We start from the raw sequence: 21,767 nt of genomic DNA on the forward strand, positions 1-21,767 counted from the left end.
GAATCAAAGCTGGCTACTTGAGTACGTAGATGACCAGGAAGAGGCCGATCCACACGACGTCCACGAAGTGCCAGTAGTACGAGGTGACAATCGCTGAGGTCGCTTCAAAATGCCCGAACTTCTTCGCAGCGAAGGACCGGCCCATGATGAGCAGGAAGGCGATGAGGCCGCCAATGACGTGGAGGCCGTGGAAGCCGGTGGTCATATAGAAGGCGGAGCCGTAGGCGTTGGAGGACAGCGAGACGTGCTCAGAGACCAGCATGGCGTATTCCGTGGTCTGTCCGGCAACGAAGAATGCGCCCATGAGGAACGTCAGGGTGAACCATTCGTTCATTCCCCAGCGGGCGAACTGGAAAGCGCCCCCGGTCCGGCGCGGCTGGAGCCGTTCGGCCGCGAAGACGCCCATCTGGCAAGTAAAGGAACTTGCCACGAGGACGATGGTGTTGACGAGCGCAAAGGGGAAGTTGAGCTTGGCTGTCTCATCGGCCCACATCTGCGCACTCGTGGAGCGCAGCGTGAAGTACATGGCGAAGAGACCGGCGAAGAACATCAACTCGCTGGACAGCCACACAACGGTTCCAACGGAAACCATGTTCGGGCGGTTCAGCGTGGGGTGCGCCGGGGTACTGGGGGCATGGGTCGCAGATGTCACATAGACATTATGTCTGTAAAACTCCGTGCTGCCCAACGCAAACCGCCTTTTCGGGGGACTTTTTCTACAAAGACGCGAAATCGCCCGGAAAAGTTCCTGGAGGGGTTCACATTGGTCACGCCCCCGCAACGCTCGATAGCATCAGGAGGTGACTTCACAGGTTTCCGCACCGTCCGGCAATTCTTGGCCCCGCCTGATCTCCGCCTTGATCGGCGGTGCTGACCTGACAGCGGACAACACCTCCTGGGCGATGGACACCATCATGTCGGGGGAGGCCACGCCCGCCCAGATTGCCGGATTCCTGGTGGCCCTCAGCTCCAAAGGCGAAACAGTTGAGGAGCTTTCGGGCCTGGTGGCGGCCATGCTTGCCCATGCCAGGCCTGTGAGCATCTCCGGCGAGAAGCTGGACATCGTGGGCACCGGCGGAGACCAGTTGAACACGGTGAATATCTCCACGATGGCAGCCCTTGTCGCGGCGGGGGCCGGTGCCAAGGTGGTCAAGCATGGCAACCGGGCCGCGTCGTCGTCGTCCGGCTCTGCAGACGTACTCGAAGCCTTGGGCGTGCGGCTCGACCTGACCATCGAGGAGGTGGCGCGCAACGCCGAAGAGGCCGGAATCACGTTCTGCTTTGCGCAGGTGTTCCACCCCTCATTCCGCCACACCGCCGTTCCCCGGCGCGAGCTGGCTATTCCCACCGCTTTCAACTTCCTCGGCCCCCTCACCAACCCTGCCAACGTGCAGGCCTCAGCGGTCGGCGTCGCAAACGCCAGGATGGCGCCGCTGGTAGCCGGCGTGCTGGCGCAGCGGGGGAGCAGGGGCCTGGTATTCCGCGGCAACGACGGCCTGGACGAGCTCACCACCACGGGTCCGTCCACAGTGTGGGAGATCCGTGATGGCCGGGTGACAGAGCTGACTTTCTCTCCGGAGGACCTGGGCATCCGCCTTGCCACCGTGGAACAGCTGCGGGGTGGAAACGCAGAGGTAAACGCAGCCGTTGTCCGCGAGGTCCTCGCCGGCAAGGCAGGCCCGGCCAGGGACGCCGTCCTGGTCAATGCGGCGGCTGGGCTGGTGGCCTTCGACGAATCGGCCGAGGGCCCCTTCCTTGACCGGATGCGGAAGGCTTTTGCCCGCGCTGCCGAATCCATTGATACCGGGGCCGCCGCAGCCGTCCTTGGGAAGTGGGTCTCGCTCACCGCCCGGTGAGCCAGGTCAGTTGCCTACTGGCTACTGCTCAAAGCCCAGCGAGAACGCCGCGTCCAGGTCGTGCTGCGAATATGCGCGGAAGGCAATGTGGGTTGTGGTGTGGACCACGGCAGGGACCTTGGAAAGCCTGTCCGCGATGACGTCCGCCAGATCCTCGTGCCGGTGGACCCGAGCCACGGCAATGAGATCCCATTCTCCGGTTACGGAATAAACCTCGCTGATCCCCTCGATCGAGGAGATTTCCTCGGCAGTTTCAGGGATGCGGGCAGCGTCGGTCTTGATCAGGACAAATGCAGTGATCACGTTGAACCCTTCCGGATCTGTTGCGCCGTAGCAGTGCCCGGCAAGCTTCTGCTGCCAGCCTATTACATTGGCAGTTGCGCGCGGCCGGACCGTCATGTGCCGGCCTGTTCACGCACGGCGGCGGCGCCTGAACCCCGCCAGCAGCACGCGGTAGCCAAGCAGCAGGACCCCCAGGCTGACCAAAGCCACTATGACAAACGGGAGCACCACGGCCTGGCCGGTCAGGGCGCGCAGCACCATCCCTCCCGCCACGCTGCCGAGCCAAACGGCGAGGCCGGTGCGCCGTACCGAGAGGGGTTGCCGCCATGCCCTCGCAATGATCCAGCCCAGCGCAGCACCCGCCAGGAACGGCCAGGCGGTCAGGAACACACCGGTCACCACATCGCCGCGCTGGTGGGCGTCACGTCCGACGGCGGCGAACACCAGAATCATGACGGCGTCGGTCGCCGCGGCTGCCAGAGTCAGGCGGAAGGCGTGCGGTTTTGCGGTCTTCATGTTGCGGGAAGTCATGGATCCGAGCTTAACGCCGGCCGTTGTGTGCCGTGGACCGCGGCATTAGGCTCAAGCCGGAAGGGAGCCACCATGCCACGAAAGATCGGGACCTGCCTCTGGTTCGAAAACCAGGCGGAAGAAGCGGCACAGTTCTACACTTCGGTTTTCGACGATTCAAGAATCCTCAATGTTTCGCGGTTCGGTGAGGGCGGACCGGGCGCGGCAGGCGAAGCAATCGCCGTCGACTTTGAACTCGAAGGACGGGGGTTCACTGCCCTGAATGGTGCCCGGGGATCCACCTTCACTGAGGCTGTTTCGTTCGTGGTGGACTGCGAGGACCAGTCCGCGGTGGACCGGTACTGGGCAGCCCTGACCGACGGCGGCTCAGAAAGCCAGTGCGGATGGCTAAAGGACCGTTTCGGTTTGTCCTGGCAGGTCATACCCTCAATCCTGCCGTCCTTGATCGCGGGACCCGACCCCCAAGGATCTCAGCGGGCCATGCAGGCAATGCTGGGGATGCGCAAGCTGGACATCGCCGAACTGCAGAAAGCCTATGACGGGTGACCTTGCCGGGAAATCCGCAGTAATCTCCGGCCGGCTGCCGAACTATCCGCTGCTGGAGGCCCTGTGAACAAGCCACTGTGGATCTGTTGCCTCGTTGGCGGTGCTGTTGGAATTACCCTTGGGCTCGCGGTTTTTGACAGTCCGTTGCTTGGTTTTGCACTGGGACTTGGGATCGGGGCCATGGTTGGCGCCGGGATCGGGTCCAGGCGCTAGATTCCGTCCGGGTTGCCTCCGCTTCGGAGAGGGACCTCTCCCTTAGGAAGTATGGGGATGGCCCCATTGACAGGACCGACCGTCCTGAGGATGCTCATTCGTACCATCCATCACACGTTTTGTTGAACCGAAATCAGGTTCCCATGGGCGCCGACGGCTATGGAGAATTGAAACTGGAACTGCTCGGGTCCTGGCGTCTCTGCCGGGACGGCGTGGTTGTGCACGTTGCGACGCGTCAGCAGCGGCTGATCGCGGCGCTGGCCATCAAGGGTCCGCTTCTCCGTAACTACCTCGTCGGCTTGTTGTGGCCCGAGTATCCGGATTCCAAGGCGTTGGAGAGCCTGCGCGTCAGTGTGCATCTGATTTCCCGCCAAGTGCCCGGGCTGATCGTCAATGAGGGCCGGATGCTGTACCTCAGCGACGACGTGGATGTCGACCTAAGGCGGGTCCGGCTTCAGGCCAGGGCCCTGGGCGGTGCAGGGCTGCAGGCCGACCCTGCATCCCTGCTGGACGGACTACATGACGCGCAGCTGCTTCCCGGCTGGTACGAGGACTGGATGATGGTTGAACAGAGTCGGCTGCAGCAGGACCGCTTACGGGCTTACGTAGCCATCGCTTCGCATGCACTTGCCGTGGGGGACACCGGTACGGCAGAGGCAGCCGCCGAGGCGGCGGTGGAGATCGAGCCGCTCTATGAGACTGCCGTCAGTCTCCTTATCCAGGCTGAATTGCAGCACGGCAATCCCGCCGCCGCGCTCAGGGCTTACGAACGCTACCGGAAGCAGCTTGGGGAAGACATGGGTCTACTGCCTTCGGAATCGGTAAGCGGGCTTCTCACGGGGCCCCTCGAGCGTCGGCCAGGTTTGGGGACGGAACGGTCAGTTCCGCCCGGTCACCCCTGGCTGAGCGGCCAGCCAGCGCTTGACCACGCTTAGGACCTCCGCGGGGTCGGCTGTGGCCACGGTGCTTTGAGTGCTGCTGGGAGTCTGTCCGTAGGTTATCCTCGCGCGGAACCCCTGTGGGTGGCCGGGCTCCTGCCAGGTCCGAATGACCATGAAGCCGGCGGAGGGGGGCTCCTGCTCTGGTCCCTGGTCGCCCGCGGGCTCGGACCAATGGTGGTCTTGCATCACCGCGGTCACCTCTCCCGTCCTGGCTCAATGATTGTGGGAAGGTCCAGGCTTCTGCCGCGCCGATCCCTTGGCCGCCAGAGGTGCCCTCCATTGAATGGAGGCTTTCCTCTTGGTTCCTTTGATCTTGGTGGAGGAAAATCAGGAGTTGGCTCGCGTTTCCGAAATATTGACGCAAGATTAGTCCTGCCCGGCGGGGCTCCCGCCCCCGTACACCGCTGAGCCGTTAACCCCCACGGCACCGGCACTGGGACCCGCGGGGCGCGGCGGAGGAACCGGCAGCAGTAACGCTGCGGTAACGCCGCGGATGGTCCAATCGGCCAAGACCCGTACGCTGCAAGGCGCACGGCAGAGTCCTGATCTGTTGCCTAAGGAGGGACAGTATGGGGTTCCCCGGTGACGACGGCCGGCTGCCCGTGATCTACGTCCGGGGCTTCGCCGGAACAGGCACCGCCGTCAATACCGCCGTCGATGACCCGTTCTACGGCTTCAGCCAGGGCTCTGTGCACGTCAGGGCTGACAGCAATGGCCGGGCGAAGTTCCACCAGTTCGAGTCTCCGATGCTGCGGCTGGTGAGCGACCATAAGTACGAGGTCCCTGTCCACGGTGACCAATGGGCCTTTCTGAACAGCGCGGACGCCGGCTCGGTGAACCCGGCGTCGGTGTGGATCCACCGCTTCTACGACGTGTCAGCAGATACCTTTGGCGCGGACCCGGAAAACTTCTCCTTCGAGGATGCGGCACGCGACCTGTTCAAGCTGATCAAGCTTGTGCTGGAGAAGACCGGCGCGCCCAAGGTCTTCCTGGTGGCCCATTCCATGGGCGGGCTGATCTGCCGCTCGCTTCTGCAACGGGTCATCCCGGAAAGCCTCGCCGGGCAGGACGGCAATATTGACCCCGCCGCGGGAGCCGGATTTGTTGCCAGGGTCTTTACCTACGCAACGCCGCACGGTGGAATCCGTTTCGCTATCGGTTTTGGCCTGCTGGAGAAGATTCGCGACGCCACGGGGCTCCAGGGCGCGGATATTTTTGGCCCTGACCGGATGTACGAGTACCTCACCCCTCCTGCCCTCAGGAGGACGCTGACGCGCGATCAATTCATCGCAACCGAGATGCCCGAGGAGGGCTTCCCGGTTGACGAACTGTTCTGCCTCGTCGGTTCCAATCCGGAGGACTACGATGTGGCCCTGGGCCTGTCCTCCAAGGCGGTGGGTGCCCGCAGTGACGGGCTGGTCCAGATCGACAACGCTGCAGTCCGGGGCGCGCCGCTGGCCGTAGTGCACCGCAGCCACAGCGGACGGTACGGAATCGTCAACTCGGAGGAGGGCTACCAGAACCTCCAGCGCTTCCTCTTCGGCGACCTTAAGGTCGAGGTGGAGCTGGTCGGCTTCACGGTCGGCAGGGACGCTCCTGCCGACGTCGAATTCCAGCTTGACGTCGCGCTGGCCATCAGGGGACTGCCGGTCATGGTCCACGAGCAGAGTGCGTCCCACTTCTGTCCGGTACAGATTGAGCACTGGCGGGAAGGGGACCCCATCGATTCTCCGGTTCCGCTGCTGACGACTTTCCTTTCCTCCAAGGCGCCACGGCCGCGTGTCGGCGGCAGGGTGGTACCCCGGCTTCGTCATGCGCTCCGGCTCCGGCTGATGTCCATCAGGGAGAAGGAGGGACACTTCTTCTTTGATGACCACCTGGAGCAGACCGAGGACTGGCAGGACACCCTGGTGGTTGACATCGAACCTCCCGCAAAAGACCGGCCGCTGCCGAGGGCATGGGCTGCCTGGAACAGCGTGATCCCGACGGCCCTTCGGGACTGGGAGCCGGGGGAGAGGGACCAGCTGAAGGACATAGACCCTACCGTTCACCGCTGGAGCGGACGCATAGACGTCCCGGAGGCCTCCCGGGACCTGCTGGGACGGCATGCAGGGATCAACCTCACCGTGACCCCGAGAACCCTTTCATTCTGAGACCGACCGCTTCAGCCGCAGGGGAGTGGTGCAGTTCCGCACGCACTGGTGCCTGCCGTCCGCGAGGGCGGGATGCCAGAATTGGGCCAGATGCAGGTTGGGGGCTTTCGTGGACAGGAGGTGACGGTGGGCGGTTACACCTTCGTCGTGGTCAACGGCGCTGAGTGGCGGTTCGACCGCGAGGACGTCTTCGGAGCACTGCGGCGCGACCACATCGGCAGCCTCTTGAGCGCCGCGGTAGACGACTGGCGCGAGTAGGCTACTCGGACGCCTGGGATGTAGGGCAGCGATGACCTCACCGCGTTCGTGATCAGCGCTCCGCCCGCGCCGATGATCGAATTGGTGGCCTGGGTGCGGGCCTTCGTGCCGGCGGACGTGGACCTGCTGCTTTTCGAAGACCAGCTTGCCTTCGATCCAGTTTTGCTGCCTCCTGGCATCACGCGGTGCGGAGCCGGTTCTTCCCTGATGCCTGGAGGGTGGAACAGTTGGGTGCGCCGGGGCCTCCGGTGCTGGCCGAACGCCTGGGGTCGACGAAGCCGCCCAAAGTTCCATGAAGCCCAACCCACGGAATTATCCGAACGTGAAGCAGGGCGTGCATCTCCCCATGGCAGGTGGACTCGACTCTACTTGACATAATGTAGATTATCGGCGTTATGTGAGGTTACGGAAGCGTGGGTCCACCAGCGTGGGCGCACCCGCCGGATCGGACAACTCCGCAGGTCACCGGGCCGCCCACCGTTGCCTTATTCCAAGGGCTCGCTAAGAATGAACCAATGACGGTCTACGTGCGTTCACTTGAAACTGCAGTTCCGAAAACGATGCTGATCCAGTCGGAAGCCCGGGACGTTTTTGCGGCCCAGCCTGGCCTGTCCAGGCTTGGTTCCCGGCTGGTGAACACGTGCTTCGATTCAGCGGCCATTGACACCCGCTTTACCGCCGTCGAGGAACTGACCAACGAGTTCCGCTCGGACGATCCGCAGTTCTACGACCCCGCCACCGGCCTCCTCCTGAACCCCGGCACCAAAGCCCGGAATGAGATCTTCGGCCGGGAAGCCACCAAGCTCTTCGTCGAAGCCGCCCGCTCCGCCGTCAGCGCCTGCCCGGAACTCAATTTACTTGACATAACTCACCTGGTGACAGTCTCCTGCACGGGATTCTTCAATCCGGGGCCCGACTACAAAATCGTGCGGGAGCTCGGCCTGGATCCAGCGGTCCAGCGCTACCACCTCGGCTTCATGGGCTGCTATGCGGCCTTTCCCGCGCTGCGCGCAGCAAAGCTGTTCTGCGAAGCCGACCCCAACGCCGTGGTCCTGGTGGTCTGCGCGGAACTGTGCTCGCTGCACGTGCGTACTTCCAACGATCCGGACACCATCATGGGGTCAGCACTTTTCGCCGATGGTGCGGCAGCCGCCGTCGTCACTGCCCGGCAAGGCGCCGAAGACCATGCGCTGATGCAGCTGGACCATTTTGAAACAGTCCTCACTCCCGTCGGCGAGGACTCCATGGCCTGGAACATTGGCGACCACGGATTCGAAATGGTCCTGGGCAACTACGTCCCGCACATCATCGACGACCACATCGTCGGGGCACTGGCGCCCCTCCTGGCGCGGGAACCGGAACTGGCAGCACTCCCCTACTCCTCCATCCGCCACTGGGCCATCCACCCGGGCGGCCGCAGCATCCTCGACAAAGTCGAGTCCAGGCTCGGCCTCACGCAGGAACAGCTGGTTCCGGCCCGCGAGGTCCTCCGCAATTACGGCAACATGAGCAGCGCTACTGTCCTGTTCGTCATCAAGCACATCCTGGAACAGGACCCGGAGCCGGGTGACGAACGGATCTGCTCCATGGCCTTCGGCCCCGGCCTCACTGTGGAAACGGCGGTCTTCACGAAACTGCGGCAAGCGCCGCGCACCACCCGGCCGGCGCACAACTCTCCAGAGGAACAGGTGCAGGAGGGGCTGCCGGTGGAAGCGCCGGTGGCCTGATCCCCGTGGATCTCCTGCTGCGGCGGCGCGCCGCCTGGGCGGTGGAAATCATGGACCTGCCCGACTGCGACCCGCAGGCCCTGGACAACACGTACCGCCAGTTCGCTGTCATCAACCGGATGCTCTCCGGGTGGCGCCGGCTGTACGTGCGCGAGCTGCGTCCTTTCCTGGCCGGCAGCTCCCGGCCCGTGACGCTCCTGGACGTTGGCTCAGGCGGAGGGGATCTCCCAACCCTGCTGTGGCGCTGGGCCGCGCGCGACCACCTGGCCCTGCACATCACGGGCATCGATCCCGATCCTCGGGCCGCCGCCTTCGCTAGGCGGCGCCCCGACGTCCCGGGACTCACTTTCCGGCAGGCCCACAGCGCCGATCTGGTGAGCGAGGGCAGGCAGTACGACTTCGTGATTTCCAACCATGTCCTGCACCACCTTGCTGAGGCACAACTCCAGGAACTGCTGGCGCATTCGCAAGTTCTGGCCGAAAAGGCCGTGCTGCACAACGATCTCCGCCGCAGCCCGGTTGCCTATGCCCTTTTCAGTGCCGCCGCCCTGCCCTTTCGGCATTCATTCATTCGCGCGGACGGGCTCACGTCCATCCGGCGCAGCTATTCGCGCCGGGAACTGGCGGCCGTCGCTCCCCCCGGCTGGGTGGTCAGACCGAGCAGCGCCTTCCACCAGGTCCTCGCTTTTTCGAGGGACTGACGTGGAAACAGACGTGGTCATCGTCGGCGGCGGCCCGGTGGGCCTCTACCTGGCGGCTTCCCTGCTCCAGGAGGGCGTCTCCGTACGGCTCCTCGAGCAGCGGACGGAACGCAATATCCACACCCGCGCCATCGGGATCCATCCTCCCGCCCTCGAGGCGCTGGACGGCGTCCACCTGGCCGATGCCATGGTGCGGGAGGGCGTGCCGATCCGTGCGGGCATGGCCCTCAGCGGCGGGAGGACCGTGGGCACCATGTCCTTCGCAGGCGTTTCGGAGGACTTTCCGTTCGTGCTGGCCCTCCCCCAGTACCGGACGGAACAACTCCTCGAGGAACGCGTCAATGCCCTCGACAGCCGGGCCATCGTCAGGGGCGTGCGCGTCACAGGAGTGAACGACGACGGCGCTTCGGCCGCCGTCGTCGTCGAACCTTCCAGCGACGCAACGGCAGGGGGCGGCAGCTTTGAAGCGTCAATTGTGGTCGCCGCCGACGGCGCAAGGTCACGGCTGCGCGATGCCGTCCGTATGCCCGTCCGCACCAAGGCCTATCCGGACCACTACCTGATGGGCGACTTCGCCGACTCCGGACGCCATGGGCAGATGGCTGTCCTCTTCCTCGAGCCGGAGGGGATCGTGGAATCCTTCCCGCTCCCGGGCGGGCTGCGGCGGTGGGTGGTACGGCTCGGCCAGCCCGCGGAAGGAGCCGACGCCGGCCGGCTGGCACGCCTGGTCCTGCGGCGGACGGGAATCCTCCCTGACGTGCGGACCAACACCATGCTGAGCGCCTTCAGCGTCCGCTCCACAATGGCCCGGCGCATCGTGGCCGGGCGCGTAGTGCTGGTGGGCGACGCCGCCCACGAAATCAGCCCGATCGGCGGCCAGGGCATGAACCTTGGCTGGCTGGACGCCCAGGCCCTGGCCCCCGTGGTTCGGGAGGCAGTGGCGGGAAAGCCAGTGGCCCGGCGGCTGAAGGCATTCGACGCCGGTCGGCGACGTGCCGCTGTGATTGCGCGGCGCCAGTCCGAAGTGAACATGCTGCTGGGACGCCCGCTGCCGGCGCCGCTCCTTAGGCTTCGCAACCTTGCCATCGGCGGCGCCGCTTCAATCCCGGCAATGAACCTGTGGACGGCCCGCCGCTTCACCATGCAGTAGGGCGGTGGCGGGGAACGCTCGGACATGGCCCCCGGCGGGAGTCAGCGGAAGTAGCAGTCGTAGCTGTCCTGGCTCACGATTTTTCCGTCAGCAACCTCAAAAACCGACGACGTCCGGGCCCGGATGGTCTCCCCCCGGTCCCAGTAGCGGAGGTCCATCCGGACCGTCGCTGACCAGTCTGCCTCCACGGACACCCTTCCGCCTTCACAGGTGGTGCGCCTGATGTGGAACTTCTGGTCCGAGACCACCTCGGAGCTCTGGTCCGCGCCGGCAAGGACCGAAGCGAGCGTGCGCGTGGAGCCTTCCGGAGCCAGGAGGTGCGGTGCTTCGACCAGCACGAAGGTGTCCGCCAGGAAAGGCCTGATCTCAGCGGCCCCTCCGCCTGCTTCCAGTACCCGGATGAATCCGAGGACCCGATCCAACGGGGAGATGCTCAGGGAAGGGTCTTCAGCCATGGAAACGACACTAACCCACTGCGGCCGGGAGGATGACGGAGGCCAGTAGGCTTTCCCCATGAACCCCATCCCGCCGGAGACCACCGCCAGCGATGAACAGATTCGGGAAACCGTGGAGCGGATCCTTTCGGCAGGAACGCTCCCGCCCATCGTGCAGGCCGGCCACCCCGCACTTCGACAGCGCGCCGCCGCCTTTGACCGGCAACTCTCCTCCGACCAGCTGGAGCGCCTCATCGCCCTCATGCGGCAGGTTATGCACGAGGCCCCCGGAGTGGGACTGGCGGCGCCGCAGCTCGGCATCCCCCTCCAAATCGCGGTCGTCGAGGACCAGTTCGACGTCGATCCGGAGGCCGCTGCGCTGCGCAAGCGACGTCCATTGGAGTTCCTGGCACTCCTGAACCCCCGGTACACGCCGCTGGGAACGGAGTATGCCTCCTTTTACGAGGGCTGCCTCTCCCTGAACGGGCTCCAGGCAGTGGTGACCCGACCCGAGAACGTCCTGCTGGACTTCCAGGCACCCGATGGCTCACCGGTGCAGCGGGAGTTCGCAGGCTGGCAGGCCCGGATCGTGCAGCACGAAACCGACCACCTGAACGGTGTCCTGTACGTGGACCGGGCCCAGCTGCGGTCGCTCAGCAGCAACGCGGAGTACGCCGCGCACTGGGCGGAACCGGGGATCAGCAAGGCCCGGGCAGGGCTCGGGTTCGATACCGGCCCGGTCAGCGTCGCCGGCTCCTAGCCGGACCCATCCGGGGCGCCGGGCGGGCCGCCCTAAGATGGTGGCTATGCCCGCTCCCAAGCTTCCCCTGCTGTGCCCTGTGTGCTTCCAGCCGCTGGAGCCGGCGGGACCGCATCCCTCCGGCCACGGCCGCCTTCTTTGCGGATCTTCCCACAGCTTCGACGCCGCCAGGCAGGGGTACTTCAACCTGCTGGTGGGAAAAGGCACCGCTTTCGAAGCGGACACCGCCGAGATGGTGGAGGCCCGCTTCAACTTCCTGGGGAAGGGGCACTACCTGCCGCTGGCAGAGGCGGTGGCAGCCGCCGTCGTTCCCGCCCTGCCCCGGGACCGAGCCGTCGTGCTGGACTCAGGAACCGGCACGGGACACTACCTGCGCGTTCTGCTTGATGCGGCGGCGGCCAACGGCCGGGAGGTGGCCGCCCTTGGCCTCGACATCTCGAAATTCGCCCTGCGGCGCGCCGCGCGGCTCAACCCGGAGGCGGTAAACCTCGCCTGGGACGTATGGCAGCCGTTGCCGGTGAAGGACAACTCGGTTGACGCGGTCACGGTTATTTTCGCGCCCCGGAACGCCCCGGAGTTCGCACGCGTGCTGCGGCCAGCGGGCCTGCTGGCCGTGGTGACACCCCGGCCCGGTCATCTCGCCTCCATTGCGGAGCCGGCCGGCATGCTCGGTATCGAAGAAGGCAAGGAGAACCGTTTGGCCGGGGCAATGGAGCCGCACTTCACGATCGAAAGCGCCCGGGACATCGACTTCCCCCTTGCGCTAACCCGCCAGGAGGCAGCAGACCTTGCGTTCATGGGACCGGCGGGGCATCACAGCGACCGCACCGCCATCGCCGCCAGGCTGGAGGGCCAGCCGGAGCCCGTCCTGGCCGAAGCGAGGTTCCGCCTCACAGTCTTCCGCCCCGCGACGGCCCGCACGCAGTAACGACTTGGCCACTATCCCCGCCAACTCCCGGCGGCCCGCCCAAAGGAAGGCTGCCCGCATTAGGATGGAAGAACAGTTGCTGGAGGGTCCGCGGTAGCGGCTCCCCGTAGCGAAGGGGGAGCACGTTGTTCGAATGGTTGGGCGAAAACTGGTGGGCACTGTGGCTCACCGCTTTCCTCGCCTTTGCAGTGATCGAGATGATCACCCTTGACCTGTTTTTCATCATGCTCGGCGGAGGAACCCTCGCCGCCCTGGTGGCTGATTTTGCCGGCGCTGACCTCTGGCTGCAGATTGTGGTTTTCTGCGTCGTCTCCCTGCTCATGATCGCCTTTGTCCGTCCGGTGGCCCTGTCCCACTTGAAGAAGGGTCCGTCCGAGCAGCGCACCAACGTTGACCGGCTGATCGGTGAACAGGCCGTGGTCATGGAACCCGTCTCCTCAGACGGCGGCCTGGTCAAAATCGGCGGCGATATCTGGAGCGCCCGCTCAGCGGCAGGAGTCCTTCCCGCCGGCCAAAAAGTTGTGGTGGCCGCCATAGACGGTGCCACCGCCGTGGTTTCGGCAGCATCCGAACCCGACACCAAGTCCTGATACAGCCTGATCAATTGGGGAAGAAGGAAATGTATGGATAACGCAGGAGGAGCCGCACTCGCCATTGTGCTGGTGGTCCTGATCGTGTTTGTGATTATTGTCCTGGTCCGGGCGGTCCGGATCATTCCACAGGCACGGGCTGGTGTTGTTGAAAGGCTGGGCAAATACCAGCGGACGCTCAATCCGGGACTGACCATCCTTATTCCCTTCGTTGACCGGCTCCTGCCGCTGCTGGACCTGCGCGAGCAGGTGGTCTCCTTCCCGCCGCAGCCTGTCATCACCGAGGACAACCTGGTGGTCTCCATCGATACCGTGGTGTATTTCCAGGTCACGGACCCGCGCGCCGCCACGTACGAGATCGCCAACTACATCCAGGCCGTGGAGCAGCTGACCACCACCACGCTGCGCAACGTGGTGGGCGGGCTGAACCTCGAGGAGGCGCTCACGTCCCGGGACCAGATCAACGGACAGCTGCGCGGCGTCCTGGACGAGGCCACGGGCCGCTGGGGCATCCGGGTTTCCCGCGTGGAACTGAAGGCAATCGATCCGCCCCACTCCATCCAGGACTCGATGGAGAAGCAGATGCGCGCCGAGCGCGACCGGCGCGCGGCCATCCTGACGGCCGAAGGAACCAAGCAGTCAGCGATTCTCACCGCTGAGGGCCAGCGGCAGGCCTCCATCCTGAAAGCGGAAGGTGATGCGAAGGCGGCCATCCTCCGTGCCGACGGCGAAGCCCAGGCCATCCAGAAGGTCTTCGACGCCATCCACAAGGGCAATCCGGACCAGAAGCTGCTGGCCTACCAGTACCTGCAGACACTGCCCAAGCTGGCGGAGGGCTCCTCCAACAAGCTGTGGATCATTCCCAGTGAAGTCGGCGAAGCACTCAAGGGAATCGGCAACGCCCTGGGCGGGACCACCCCGGAATCCGCCGGCGGCCTGTTCGACGAAGTCGGGGCCAAACCGTCGGAGCCTTAGGGCGCTACGGCCGGAGGACCGGCTGACGGTCCTTGCCGGTTACGAGGAGGGGTCCGTGCTGAACGGACCCCTCTTTTGGCTGTTCCGGCCTTACGCCGGTATAATTGTGTATTTGTCCGGCTGGAGCAGATCCGCTGGAACAACAAAGCTTCGCGATGCGTTGAATCTAGAGATGCAGCACAGAGCACACAGTAGTCCGATGGTACGTGTTTACCGTCGGCCGGCGCGGTGTTGTACACCGCGAATCGACCAGAGGGAGAAATCATGAGCGATCGCAGCCTGCGGGGCATGCGCCTTGGTGCACAGAGCATGGAGACCGAGTCCGGAGTAGAGCCGGCTCCGCGCCAGCGTGTCGAGTACCGGTGCGAGGACGGCGAGCAGGTCTTCGTCACCTTCTCCTCAGAGGCGGAAATCCCCCCGGTGTGGGTTTCCAAAACCGGCAAGGAAGCGCTCCTGGTTGATGGCGAACGGCCCGACACCAGCAACGACAAAGCTGTCCGTACCCACTGGGACATGCTCCTGGAACGCCGCTCGCTGCCCGAGCTTGAGCAGATCCTCGAAGACCGGCTGACCATCCTGCGCGAACGCCGCGGAGAACGGCGCTCCGCCTAAGGAATCCAGCCCAGGGCTTGAACCAAAGGGGCTGTCCCTGCACTTTGTGCAGGGACAGCCCCTTCCTTGTTTAATTCGGCTTCTACGCGCTGTGCTGCAGCGGTTACGGCTGCCGCGCCGGTGTCTTCTTGCCGGTCAGGGCGTGCCAGCGGGCCTGCAGGCCCCACTTGGTGACGTTGACCATGGCTTCGAGCACGATGTTGCCGCTCATCTTGGAGGCGCCGAGTTCCCGCTCAACAAAAGTGATGGGCCGTTCCTCGATCCGGAGCCCCATGCGGGCCACCCGGAACGCGAGGTCCACCTGGAAGCCGTAGCCAACCGAGTCCACCTGGTCCAGGTTGAGCTTTTCCAGCGTGGTCCTGCGGAACGCGCGGTAGCCGCCCGTGACGTCCTTGATCTTCAGACCCAGCATGAGGCGGGCATAGGTGCTGCCCACCCTGGAAATGGCCTGGCGGTAGAGGGGCCAGTTGACGACGCTGCCGCCGGGAACCCACCGGGAGCCCATGGCAAGGTCGGCGCCCTGTTCAACGGCTTCCAGCAGCTGGGGAAGCTGCTCGGGCTGGTGGGAACCGTCAGCGTCCATTTCAACCAGGACGTCATATCCGGCGTCCAGACCCCACCGGAAGCCGGCGATGTACGCGGCGCCCAGGCCTTCCTTGCCCTTGCGGTGCAGGACGTGCACCTGGGAATCCTCGGCAGCGAAACGGTCCGCGAGCTGGCCGGTGCCGTCAGGGCTGTTGTCATCCACCACCAACACGTCCGACGCCGGGACCGCCGCGCGAAGCCGCTGGAGGGTCTTGGGCAGCGATTCCAGCTCGTTGTAGGTGGGAATGATCGTGAGGACGCGCACAGAGGGCCTTTCCTGGGGGAAACGGTCAGAGCGCCCGGCCGCAATCGGGGTCGCAGCAGGCGCAACTACCAATTATAGGGTGGCGGCAGCCGGGTCAGGACCGGAGCGCTGGACTTGCGAAAATTTCGATGCCGTTCCTGACCGTTTGCAGGCACACCGGATCAGTGCCGGTGTCCAGGGCAGGCAGCAGCGGTGTCCGCGCCCTTGGGTCGGTGCTCCAGGACTGGACGCGGCCGTCCGCCACCTGGACCATCAGTTCCTCGACCTCCCAGACGGCGAAACTGGCAGGAGCTCCGGGCACGAGCTGTCCCGCCATGGGGTCGGAATATCTGGCGGCGCGCCAGCCTGCCCGGGTGTGGCCCAGGAAGGCTGCGCGGGCCGAAATCCGCTCATCCTGGTTGTGGTGCTCCAGGCAGGCGCGGACACTGGACCAGGGCCGCAGGGGCGTCACTGGGCTGTCGCTGCCGAAGCACACCGGAACCCCGGCCGCGAAGAGCCTGGCAAAGGGGTTCATTGACCGGCTCCGCTCCTCCAGCCTTTGTTCGTACAGCCCTCCGGGGCCGCCCCAGGCAGCGTCGAACGCCGGCTGGGCGCTGACTGTAACCGCGTACCGGGCCAGGGTTTCGACGGCGGCGGCGTCCACCATCTCCACATGTTCAAGGCGGTGGCCTGCGGCACGCACCCGCTGCTCACCCACTTCACGTGCTGCCAGCTCGAGGGCGGCCAGCGCGGTGTCCAGCCCGGCGTCCCCAATAACATGGAATCCGCCTTGGACTCCGGCAAGCGAGCATGCAGCAAGGTGCGCTGCAGCTTCATCAACAGTCAGATACAGGCTCCCCTGCTCGCCCGGCGCGTCCTCGTACGCGGACCTCAGGGCGGCCGTCCGCGATCCGATGGAGCCGTCGATGTTGAGGTCGCCGGCCACCCCCCGCACGCTGAAGCCAAACTGGCCCAGAAGGCTGCGGGCATGTTCTTCGGAGGCCGCCAGTTCCCCCCAGTAGGGAAGGACTTCAGGGACTCCGGCGCTTTCAGGGCCGCCGTTGTTCCATGCGGCGGCAAGCCGCAGGTCCTCTGCGCCGCCGATGTGCGGTGCGCCCATTTCCGCGACTGCCACGTAGCCATTAGCCGCCGCTTCGGACAATGCACGGCCCTGGTGGCGCCGCAGCTCGTCGTGCGGCAGCCGGCGGGTAGCCTGGCGGGCGGCCGTGTGCGCTGCCCGCCGGACCCTCGCCCCGCCGTCGAACCCGTCCAGTTCCCGGACGCCCGCCGCGTGGGCCAGGGACCCGGACACCAGCGCGGAGTGCACGTCCACCCGCGAGAGGTATACGTGCCGCCCGGCGGACGCCCGTTCCAGCTCCTCGGCGGTGGGCAGGGTGTCATCCGCCCAGGTGGTCTCATCCCAGCCGTGGCCCAGCACAGGTCCCGTGCCGGGGACGCCGGCTACGGCGTCCAGCAGTTCCTTGGCTGAACGGATTCCGCCCAGCTGCAGTGAGTCCAGCGCGATGCCGGTCTCGGTCAGGTGGATGTGGGAGTCCACGAAGCCCGGCGCCACGAGGGCGCCCCGGAGATCGATGATCTCCATTGAACTGTCAGCAATGGATGAGGCTGCCTGTTCGGATCCCACCCAGGCAACCGTGCCGCCGTCAACCACCATGGCCGTGGCAAAAGGGTCTGCCGCGGTGTAGACGGACCCGTTCCGGTAGAGGACAGTCTTAGCTCGGGCAGCGGGCAGCGGTTCAGGCTGGGACATGCGGGGCAGTGCTCCTGGAGTTGGTGTGGGCCGGTGGGTGGCCGGCGAGGCTTGTCAGAGTACGGAAGAATAGGCTACGACGCCGCGGCGGATCAGCGAGATGGCTTCGGCACAGAGCCGGGCAAGGCGGGGTTCCAGGCCGGGAATCTTTGCGAGCTGGTCCAAGAGGTCGACAACCTGCTTCACCCACCGGACAAAGTCACCGGCTGCCAGGTCCGTGCCGCTCAGGACGTCCTGCAGGTGGCGGCCACGGGCCCACTTGTAGATCGGCCAGACGAGCCCCAGTTCGGGTTCGCCGGTCAGCGGAAGCTTGTTCTCCTCTTCCACGTCCTCCAAGGCAGACCACTCGCGGACGACGATATCCACCGACGTCTCAAGGGAAATACTGGGCATCCGCGGCCGGAGCCCCCGGTCCTCCCTTTTCGCCTGGTACACCAGCACACTGGCCAGTGCTGCAACTTCCACGGCATCCAGATCGTCAAACGCGCCCAGCCGCAGGGACTGGGAAATGAGGAGGTCCTTCTCCCCGTAGATCCGCCGCAGCCGCTGGCCATCGGGACTGATGCCCAGCCGGCCGTCGGCAGCCGGCTCCAGATACCCGTACGCGGTCAGGACGTCGCACACACGGTCAAAGGTCTTGGCGATCGTGTTGGTCCGGCCCTGGATCTGGCGCACCAGCCCATCGGTTTCCCGCCGCAGCTTCCACCAGCGTTCGGACCAGCGGGCGTGGTCCTCCCGTTCGCTGCAGCCGTGGCACGGGTGGGCCCGGAGGACGCGGCGGAGGTCGGCGATGCGCTTTTCCTGGTTGGGCAGGGCCGTGGCGAGTCCGAAATCGTGGTTGCGGGTGTTGCCCGGGGCGGGCGGCCGGTTCTCCCGCAACGCGTTCCGGGCCGAGGACGCGAGATCACGGCGGGATTTGGGCACCTTGGCATTAAAGGACTTGGGAATGCGGATGCGCGTCACCGGCGCGATGGGGCCTTCCAGATCATCGGTTCCGATTCTCCGCAACTGGTTGTCCAGCGTCAGGACGGCAGGCCGCGGCTCGCGGCTGGTGTGGTCCGAACTGAGCACAATGGCCGGGCCGGGCGCCCTGCCCCCGGGCACCTCCACCACGTCCCCCGGCAACAGGCGGGCCAGGGAATCATCGCTGAGTGATTTCCGGGCGCGGGACTTGGTACGCGAACCGGCGTTTTCGGCGTCGGAGAGTTCCCTCCGCAGCCGCGCGTACTCGGTAAAGTCGCCCAAATGGCAGGTCATCGACTTGGCATACCCGGCCAGCGATTCCTCCCGGCTGCGCACCTGCCTGGCAAGCCCCACCACCGAACGGTCAGCCTGGAACTGGGCAAAGGAGGACTCAAGGATTTCGCGGGCCCGGGCCCGGCCGAACTGGGCCAGGAGGTTGATGCTCATGTTGTACGTGGGCCGGAAGCTCGAGTTCAAGGGGTAGGTGCGCCGGGACGCCAGGCCGGCGACCGCCGTCGGGTCCGTACCGGGCTGCCACAGCACCACTGCATGGCCTTCGACGTCGATGCCGCGGCGGCCCGCACGGCCGGTCAGCTGCGTATACTCACCGGCGGTGATGTCCACATGGGCTTCACCGTTGAACTTGTCCAACTTTTCCAGCACCACGGAGCGGGCAGGCATGTTGACGCCCAAGGCCAGGGTTTCCGTGGCGAAAACCGCTTTGACCAGGCCGTCGGCGAAGAGTTTCTCCACCACTTCCTTGAAAGTGGGCAGCATGCCGGCATGGTGGGCGGCGAAGCCCCGGATCAGTCCGTCACGCCAGGTCCAGAAGCCCAGGATATCGAGGTCGTCCGGCGGGATATCCTGGCCGGCTTCGTCAACGCGCTGGGCGATGATCCGCTGTTCCTTCTCCGTGGTGAGCCACAGCCCGGAGCCGACGCACTGTGCCACGGCAGCGTCACAGCCGGCCCTTGAGAAAATGAAGGTAATGGCAGGGAGCAGGTCCATGCGGTCCAGGCTTGCAATGACCTGGGGGCGGCTGGCGGGACGAACGCCACGTTCGTCGCCGCCCCGGCCGGGACGGTCGTTGCCGCGCCGCCCGCGCTGGCCGCGTCCGCCGGGTCCCCCTTGGCGGCTGCGGAAACTCTGCTGGATTTCGCTGCGCGCTACCTTGAGGAGGTGGGGATTGACGTCGACGCCGCGGCCCTTTGCGCTGTCCTTCGACGAAACCGGCTGCGTCTCCCCCCCGTCCACCGGCGGCGCAATTTCGTCGAAGCTGGTTTCTCCGGCGAACAAGTCCATGATCTGGCGGCCAACCATCACGTGCTGCCAGAGAGGTACCGGCCGGTGCTCGGAGACGATGATGTCAGTATCACCGCGGACGGTGTCCAGCCAGGCTCCGAACTCCTCGGCGTTCGAGACGGTGGCGCTGAGTGAAACCACCTGCACCTCGCTGGGGAGATGGATGATCACTTCCTCCCAGACGGCACCCCGGAACCTGTCGGCCAGGTAATGCACCTCGTCCATCACCACATAGCCGAGGTCGTCCAATGTTGCCGAATCCGCGTACAGCATGTTCCGCAGGACTTCCGTGGTCATGATGACGACGGGGGCGTCACCGTTGATGCTGGTGTCGCCGGTGAGGAGGCCAACATTCCGGGCGCCGTATTTTTCAGAAAGTTCGGTGAACTTCTGGTTGCTCAAAGCCTTGATGGGGGTTGTGTAAAACGCCTTCAGGCCCCGCTGAAGCGCCAGGTAGATGGCGAATTCACCGACGATGGTCTTGCCGGCGCCTGTGGGGGCCGCCACCAGCACTCCCCTGCCCTCCTGGAGGGAGCGGCATGACTGCCGCTGGAAGTCGTCCAGTTCGAAGTCCAGGGTACGGACGAAGGCTCCGAGGTATGTCGCCGCTTCGGCCCTGCGCTCGGCGCTGGCACGGTACCGCTCGGCAGGAGAGAGCTCTTCAGTGTCGGTGGGCCCGGCAGGGAACGGTCCAATGGAAGAAGGCCCGGTGTTGGAGGACATACCCCAAGCCTAACGGGGCTCAGAGGTTCTTGAGCTCACTGCCGGGGGTGGCGATGTCCGCTGTGGCCTCGGTTTCAGCTGCCCGTTTGGCTGTCCTGCGTTCGCGGCGCTTGTCGTTCATCAGGCAGATGCCGATCGCGGCAAAGAAAAGCACCAGCAGTGGGCCGGCCAGCATGAACATCGAGATGGCATCTGCTCCGGGAGCAGCAATGGCAGCGAGGACGAACACGAGGAACACTGTGATGCGCCAGGCCTTGAGGATGGTACTGCCGGAGATGATGCCCGCCATGTTGATGCCCACCAGCACCACGGGAACCAGGAAAGCCACGCCCAGGACCAGCACCATGCGGGTCACGAACTCGATGTACGTGCGGGCATCGATGACGCTGGAGGACCCTTCCGGGGTGAACTGCGTCAGCGCGTGGACCACCTGCGGCACAACAAGCCAGCCGGCCCAGATACCGGCCAGGAACAACGGGACTGCCGCCGCCATGTACCCCAGCGTGTACCGGCGTTCCTTGGAGGTCAGGCCGGGCGTGATAAACGCCCAGAGCTGGTAGATCCAGATGGGGCTGGAAATGACCACGCCGATGAGCAGTGACATTTGCAGCTTGAAATCGAACGGAGATGCAATGCTTCCGAAGTTTATGGCCGAGAGCCCGCCGGTCTGCTCGGAGATGCGGTTGACCGGCTCGGCCAGGGCCTTCAGCAACGGATCGTAAAGTATCCAGCCCCCGATGCCGCCAATAACGACGCCGATCGCCGACTTGATCAGCCGGTTCTTGAGCTCTTTGAGGTGGTCCCAAAGAGCCATCCGCCCCTCGGGGTTGGCTTTACGGGCCCGCGACAGTGCCACTGGGGGTCAGGCGCGGTTCGACGGCGGAACGTCAGTGCCGTCTGTCGGCTCACCGGGCTTCGCCTTGGGGTGGTTGACGATGGTGCCTTCCACCGGACCGGAGGCGTCAGTGGATTCGGTCTTGCCGTCGTTCTTCATTTCCTTGACTTCGGACTTGATGATCCGCATGGACTGGCCAAGGCTGCGTGCCATGGCCGGAAGTTTAGGCGCGGCAAAAAGGAGCAATGCAACAACGATGATAATTACGATGGGCCAAGGGCCATCAAAGAGTCTTCCCACGGGAAATCCTTTCGTTTCAATACAATTTTACTTCGAGGTGAAGTCCAGATCGCCGAGTGCCTGCGGCTGGCCCCGGTCTATCTTGCGCTGCACCCGCCGAAGACGGCGTTCTTCCTGTCGGGACGACTTGGATGCCTCGTAATCATGTCTCATGACAGTCGGCGAGGCAAAAACCGCGGATCCCGGGTGGGGCGTCGCCGGCGCTGTGGAGGCCGGGGATGTTTCCATGGGGCCCAGCTGCCCCAGTTTTTCACCGGCCGCCCCCAGGTCCTTGACGGTTGCCATGAACTGGCGGAACAACCGGATGCCCAGCAGGACATAGAAGAGCAGCGAGAGCGCAACGAGCGCCACCCATATCAGGATCCAGGACCACCAAGGCATGCTGAG

The 21,767-nt window shown here is 65.1% G+C and carries 23 protein-coding genes; 13 read left to right on the forward strand and 10 right to left on the reverse strand.

The features are described 5' to 3' along the window. Window positions 1-13: 13 nt before the first annotated feature. The gene (locus GK109_RS20585; RefSeq protein WP_197432522.1) at window positions 14-688 is read right to left on the reverse strand and encodes a heme-copper oxidase subunit III; all 675 of its coding nucleotides are present in this window, start codon (window positions 686-688) and stop codon (window positions 14-16) included. 112 nt (window positions 689-800) lie between these two features. Between GK109_RS20585 and trpD the strand changes: the two genes are divergently transcribed. Next, a complete protein-coding gene (gene trpD / locus GK109_RS20590) occupies window positions 801-1,856 on the forward strand; it encodes an anthranilate phosphoribosyltransferase (protein ID WP_370460725.1) in 1,056 nt (351 codons plus the stop codon). Window positions 1,857-1,877: 21 nt separating this feature from the next. On the opposite strand, the gene GK109_RS20595 is transcribed toward trpD, so the two are convergent. Beyond that, window positions 1,878-2,159 (reverse strand): Lrp/AsnC ligand binding domain-containing protein, encoded by a 282-nt coding sequence (locus GK109_RS20595; protein ID WP_321213574.1) that lies wholly within the window; start codon window positions 2,157-2,159, stop codon window positions 1,878-1,880. A 108-nt stretch (window positions 2,160-2,267) separates the two neighbouring features. Then, on the reverse strand, window positions 2,268-2,669 hold the full coding sequence (locus GK109_RS20600) for a DUF3054 domain-containing protein (RefSeq protein ID WP_157242295.1): 402 nt from the start codon (window positions 2,667-2,669) through the stop codon (window positions 2,268-2,270). A 72-nt stretch (window positions 2,670-2,741) separates the two neighbouring features. Here GK109_RS20600 and GK109_RS20605 point away from each other — a divergent pair, with 72 nt between their 5' ends. From GK109_RS20605 to GK109_RS20635, 7 genes are all read left to right on the forward strand, one after another. Further along, on the forward strand, window positions 2,742-3,215 hold the full coding sequence (locus GK109_RS20605) for a VOC family protein (protein ID WP_157242296.1): 474 nt from the start codon (window positions 2,742-2,744) through the stop codon (window positions 3,213-3,215). A 335-nt stretch (window positions 3,216-3,550) separates the two neighbouring features. Beyond that, window positions 3,551-4,363, forward strand: coding sequence for a BTAD domain-containing putative transcriptional regulator (locus GK109_RS20610; RefSeq protein WP_231754901.1), 813 nt, complete (start codon window positions 3,551-3,553; stop codon window positions 4,361-4,363). A 575-nt stretch (window positions 4,364-4,938) separates the two neighbouring features. Then, window positions 4,939-6,522: an alpha/beta fold hydrolase gene (locus GK109_RS20615; protein WP_157242297.1), complete on the forward strand. Its 1,584-nt coding sequence runs from the start codon at window positions 4,939-4,941 to the stop codon at window positions 6,520-6,522. Between the two features lie 90 nt (window positions 6,523-6,612). After that, window positions 6,613-6,780, forward strand: a complete 168-nt coding sequence (locus GK109_RS20620; RefSeq protein ID WP_157242298.1) for a hypothetical protein — start codon at window positions 6,613-6,615, stop codon at window positions 6,778-6,780. Window positions 6,781-7,295: 515 nt separating this feature from the next. Next, entirely contained in the window at window positions 7,296-8,507 is a 1,212-nt protein-coding gene (locus GK109_RS20625) for a type III polyketide synthase (RefSeq protein WP_157242299.1), read from the forward strand. Window positions 8,508-8,512: 5 nt separating this feature from the next. Next, the gene (locus GK109_RS20630) at window positions 8,513-9,208 is read left to right on the forward strand and encodes a class I SAM-dependent methyltransferase (RefSeq protein WP_370460726.1); all 696 of its coding nucleotides are present in this window, start codon (window positions 8,513-8,515) and stop codon (window positions 9,206-9,208) included. 1 nt (window position 9,209) lies between these two features. Then, window positions 9,210-10,358: an FAD-dependent oxidoreductase gene (locus GK109_RS20635; RefSeq protein WP_370460727.1), complete on the forward strand. Its 1,149-nt coding sequence runs from the start codon at window positions 9,210-9,212 to the stop codon at window positions 10,356-10,358. A gap of 41 nt (window positions 10,359-10,399) precedes the next feature. Here GK109_RS20635 and GK109_RS20640 read toward each other — a convergent pair whose 3' ends face one another. Continuing rightward, entirely contained in the window at window positions 10,400-10,813 is a 414-nt protein-coding gene (locus GK109_RS20640; protein ID WP_157242300.1) for a nuclear transport factor 2 family protein, read from the reverse strand. A 58-nt stretch (window positions 10,814-10,871) separates the two neighbouring features. Here GK109_RS20640 and GK109_RS20645 point away from each other — a divergent pair, with 58 nt between their 5' ends. From GK109_RS20645 to GK109_RS20665, 5 genes are all read left to right on the forward strand, one after another. Next, on the forward strand, window positions 10,872-11,552 hold the full coding sequence (locus tag GK109_RS20645) for a peptide deformylase (RefSeq protein ID WP_157242301.1): 681 nt from the start codon (window positions 10,872-10,874) through the stop codon (window positions 11,550-11,552). A gap of 46 nt (window positions 11,553-11,598) precedes the next feature. Beyond that, a complete protein-coding gene (locus tag GK109_RS20650) occupies window positions 11,599-12,480 on the forward strand; it encodes a putative RNA methyltransferase (protein ID WP_157242302.1) in 882 nt (293 codons plus the stop codon). 125 nt (window positions 12,481-12,605) lie between these two features. Then, window positions 12,606-13,070: an NfeD family protein gene (locus GK109_RS20655; protein WP_157242303.1), complete on the forward strand. Its 465-nt coding sequence runs from the start codon at window positions 12,606-12,608 to the stop codon at window positions 13,068-13,070. A 33-nt stretch (window positions 13,071-13,103) separates the two neighbouring features. Beyond that, window positions 13,104-14,045 carry an SPFH domain-containing protein gene (locus GK109_RS20660; RefSeq protein ID WP_157242304.1) on the forward strand — a complete coding sequence of 314 codons (942 nt, stop codon included), beginning with the start codon at window positions 13,104-13,106 and terminating at the stop codon, window positions 14,043-14,045. Window positions 14,046-14,309: 264 nt separating this feature from the next. Beyond that, window positions 14,310-14,657 carry an RNA polymerase-binding protein RbpA gene (locus GK109_RS20665; RefSeq protein WP_013600997.1) on the forward strand — a complete coding sequence of 116 codons (348 nt, stop codon included), beginning with the start codon at window positions 14,310-14,312 and terminating at the stop codon, window positions 14,655-14,657. A 103-nt stretch (window positions 14,658-14,760) separates the two neighbouring features. Here GK109_RS20665 and GK109_RS20670 read toward each other — a convergent pair whose 3' ends face one another. The 6 genes from GK109_RS20670 to GK109_RS20695 form a co-directional block, all read right to left on the reverse strand. Further along, on the reverse strand, window positions 14,761-15,507 hold the full coding sequence (locus GK109_RS20670) for a polyprenol monophosphomannose synthase (RefSeq protein ID WP_321213565.1): 747 nt from the start codon (window positions 15,505-15,507) through the stop codon (window positions 14,761-14,763). 94 nt (window positions 15,508-15,601) lie between these two features. Further along, window positions 15,602-17,257: an amidohydrolase gene (locus GK109_RS20675; protein WP_157242305.1), complete on the reverse strand. Its 1,656-nt coding sequence runs from the start codon at window positions 17,255-17,257 to the stop codon at window positions 15,602-15,604. Between the two features lie 54 nt (window positions 17,258-17,311). Beyond that, window positions 17,312-20,245, reverse strand: coding sequence for an RNA helicase (locus tag GK109_RS20680; protein WP_157242306.1), 2,934 nt, complete (start codon window positions 20,243-20,245; stop codon window positions 17,312-17,314). Between the two features lie 19 nt (window positions 20,246-20,264). Next, window positions 20,265-21,059: a twin-arginine translocase subunit TatC gene (tatC, locus tag GK109_RS20685; RefSeq protein WP_157242307.1), complete on the reverse strand. Its 795-nt coding sequence runs from the start codon at window positions 21,057-21,059 to the stop codon at window positions 20,265-20,267. A gap of 48 nt (window positions 21,060-21,107) precedes the next feature. After that, window positions 21,108-21,380 (reverse strand): Sec-independent protein translocase subunit TatA, encoded by a 273-nt coding sequence (tatA, locus tag GK109_RS20690; RefSeq protein WP_045731378.1) that lies wholly within the window; start codon window positions 21,378-21,380, stop codon window positions 21,108-21,110. A 27-nt stretch (window positions 21,381-21,407) separates the two neighbouring features. Next, entirely contained in the window at window positions 21,408-21,761 is a 354-nt protein-coding gene (locus GK109_RS20695; RefSeq protein WP_157242308.1) for a hypothetical protein, read from the reverse strand. Window positions 21,762-21,767 lie beyond the last annotated feature (6 nt).

This window comes from Pseudarthrobacter sp. GA104 (assembly GCF_009741265.1).
Classification (GTDB): Bacteria; Actinomycetota; Actinomycetes; order Actinomycetales; family Micrococcaceae; genus Arthrobacter.

Coding starts and splice junctions, on each gene's coding strand:
- GK109_RS20600 (WP_157242295.1), bottom strand. CDS start 2,669: ATGACTTCCCGCAACATGAAGACCGCAAAACCGCACGCCTTCCGCCTG.
- GK109_RS20605 (WP_157242296.1), top strand. CDS start 2,742: ATGCCACGAAAGATCGGGACCTGCCTCTGGTTCGAAAACCAGGCGGAA.
- GK109_RS20615 (WP_157242297.1), top strand. CDS start 4,939: ATGGGGTTCCCCGGTGACGACGGCCGGCTGCCCGTGATCTACGTCCGG.
- GK109_RS20620 (WP_157242298.1), top strand. CDS start 6,613: ATGCAGGTTGGGGGCTTTCGTGGACAGGAGGTGACGGTGGGCGGTTAC.
- GK109_RS20625 (WP_157242299.1), top strand. CDS start 7,296: ATGACGGTCTACGTGCGTTCACTTGAAACTGCAGTTCCGAAAACGATG.
- GK109_RS20640 (WP_157242300.1), bottom strand. CDS start 10,813: ATGGCTGAAGACCCTTCCCTGAGCATCTCCCCGTTGGATCGGGTCCTC.
- GK109_RS20645 (WP_157242301.1), top strand. CDS start 10,872: ATGAACCCCATCCCGCCGGAGACCACCGCCAGCGATGAACAGATTCGG.
- GK109_RS20650 (WP_157242302.1), top strand. CDS start 11,599: ATGCCCGCTCCCAAGCTTCCCCTGCTGTGCCCTGTGTGCTTCCAGCCG.
- GK109_RS20660 (WP_157242304.1), top strand. CDS start 13,104: ATGGATAACGCAGGAGGAGCCGCACTCGCCATTGTGCTGGTGGTCCTG.
- GK109_RS20665 (WP_013600997.1), top strand. CDS start 14,310: ATGAGCGATCGCAGCCTGCGGGGCATGCGCCTTGGTGCACAGAGCATG.
- GK109_RS20675 (WP_157242305.1), bottom strand. CDS start 17,257: ATGTCCCAGCCTGAACCGCTGCCCGCTGCCCGAGCTAAGACTGTCCTC.
- GK109_RS20680 (WP_157242306.1), bottom strand. CDS start 20,245: ATGTCCTCCAACACCGGGCCTTCTTCCATTGGACCGTTCCCTGCCGGG.
- tatC (WP_157242307.1), bottom strand. CDS start 21,059: ATGGCTCTTTGGGACCACCTCAAAGAGCTCAAGAACCGGCTGATCAAG.
- GK109_RS20695 (WP_157242308.1), bottom strand. CDS start 21,761: ATGCCTTGGTGGTCCTGGATCCTGATATGGGTGGCGCTCGTTGCGCTC.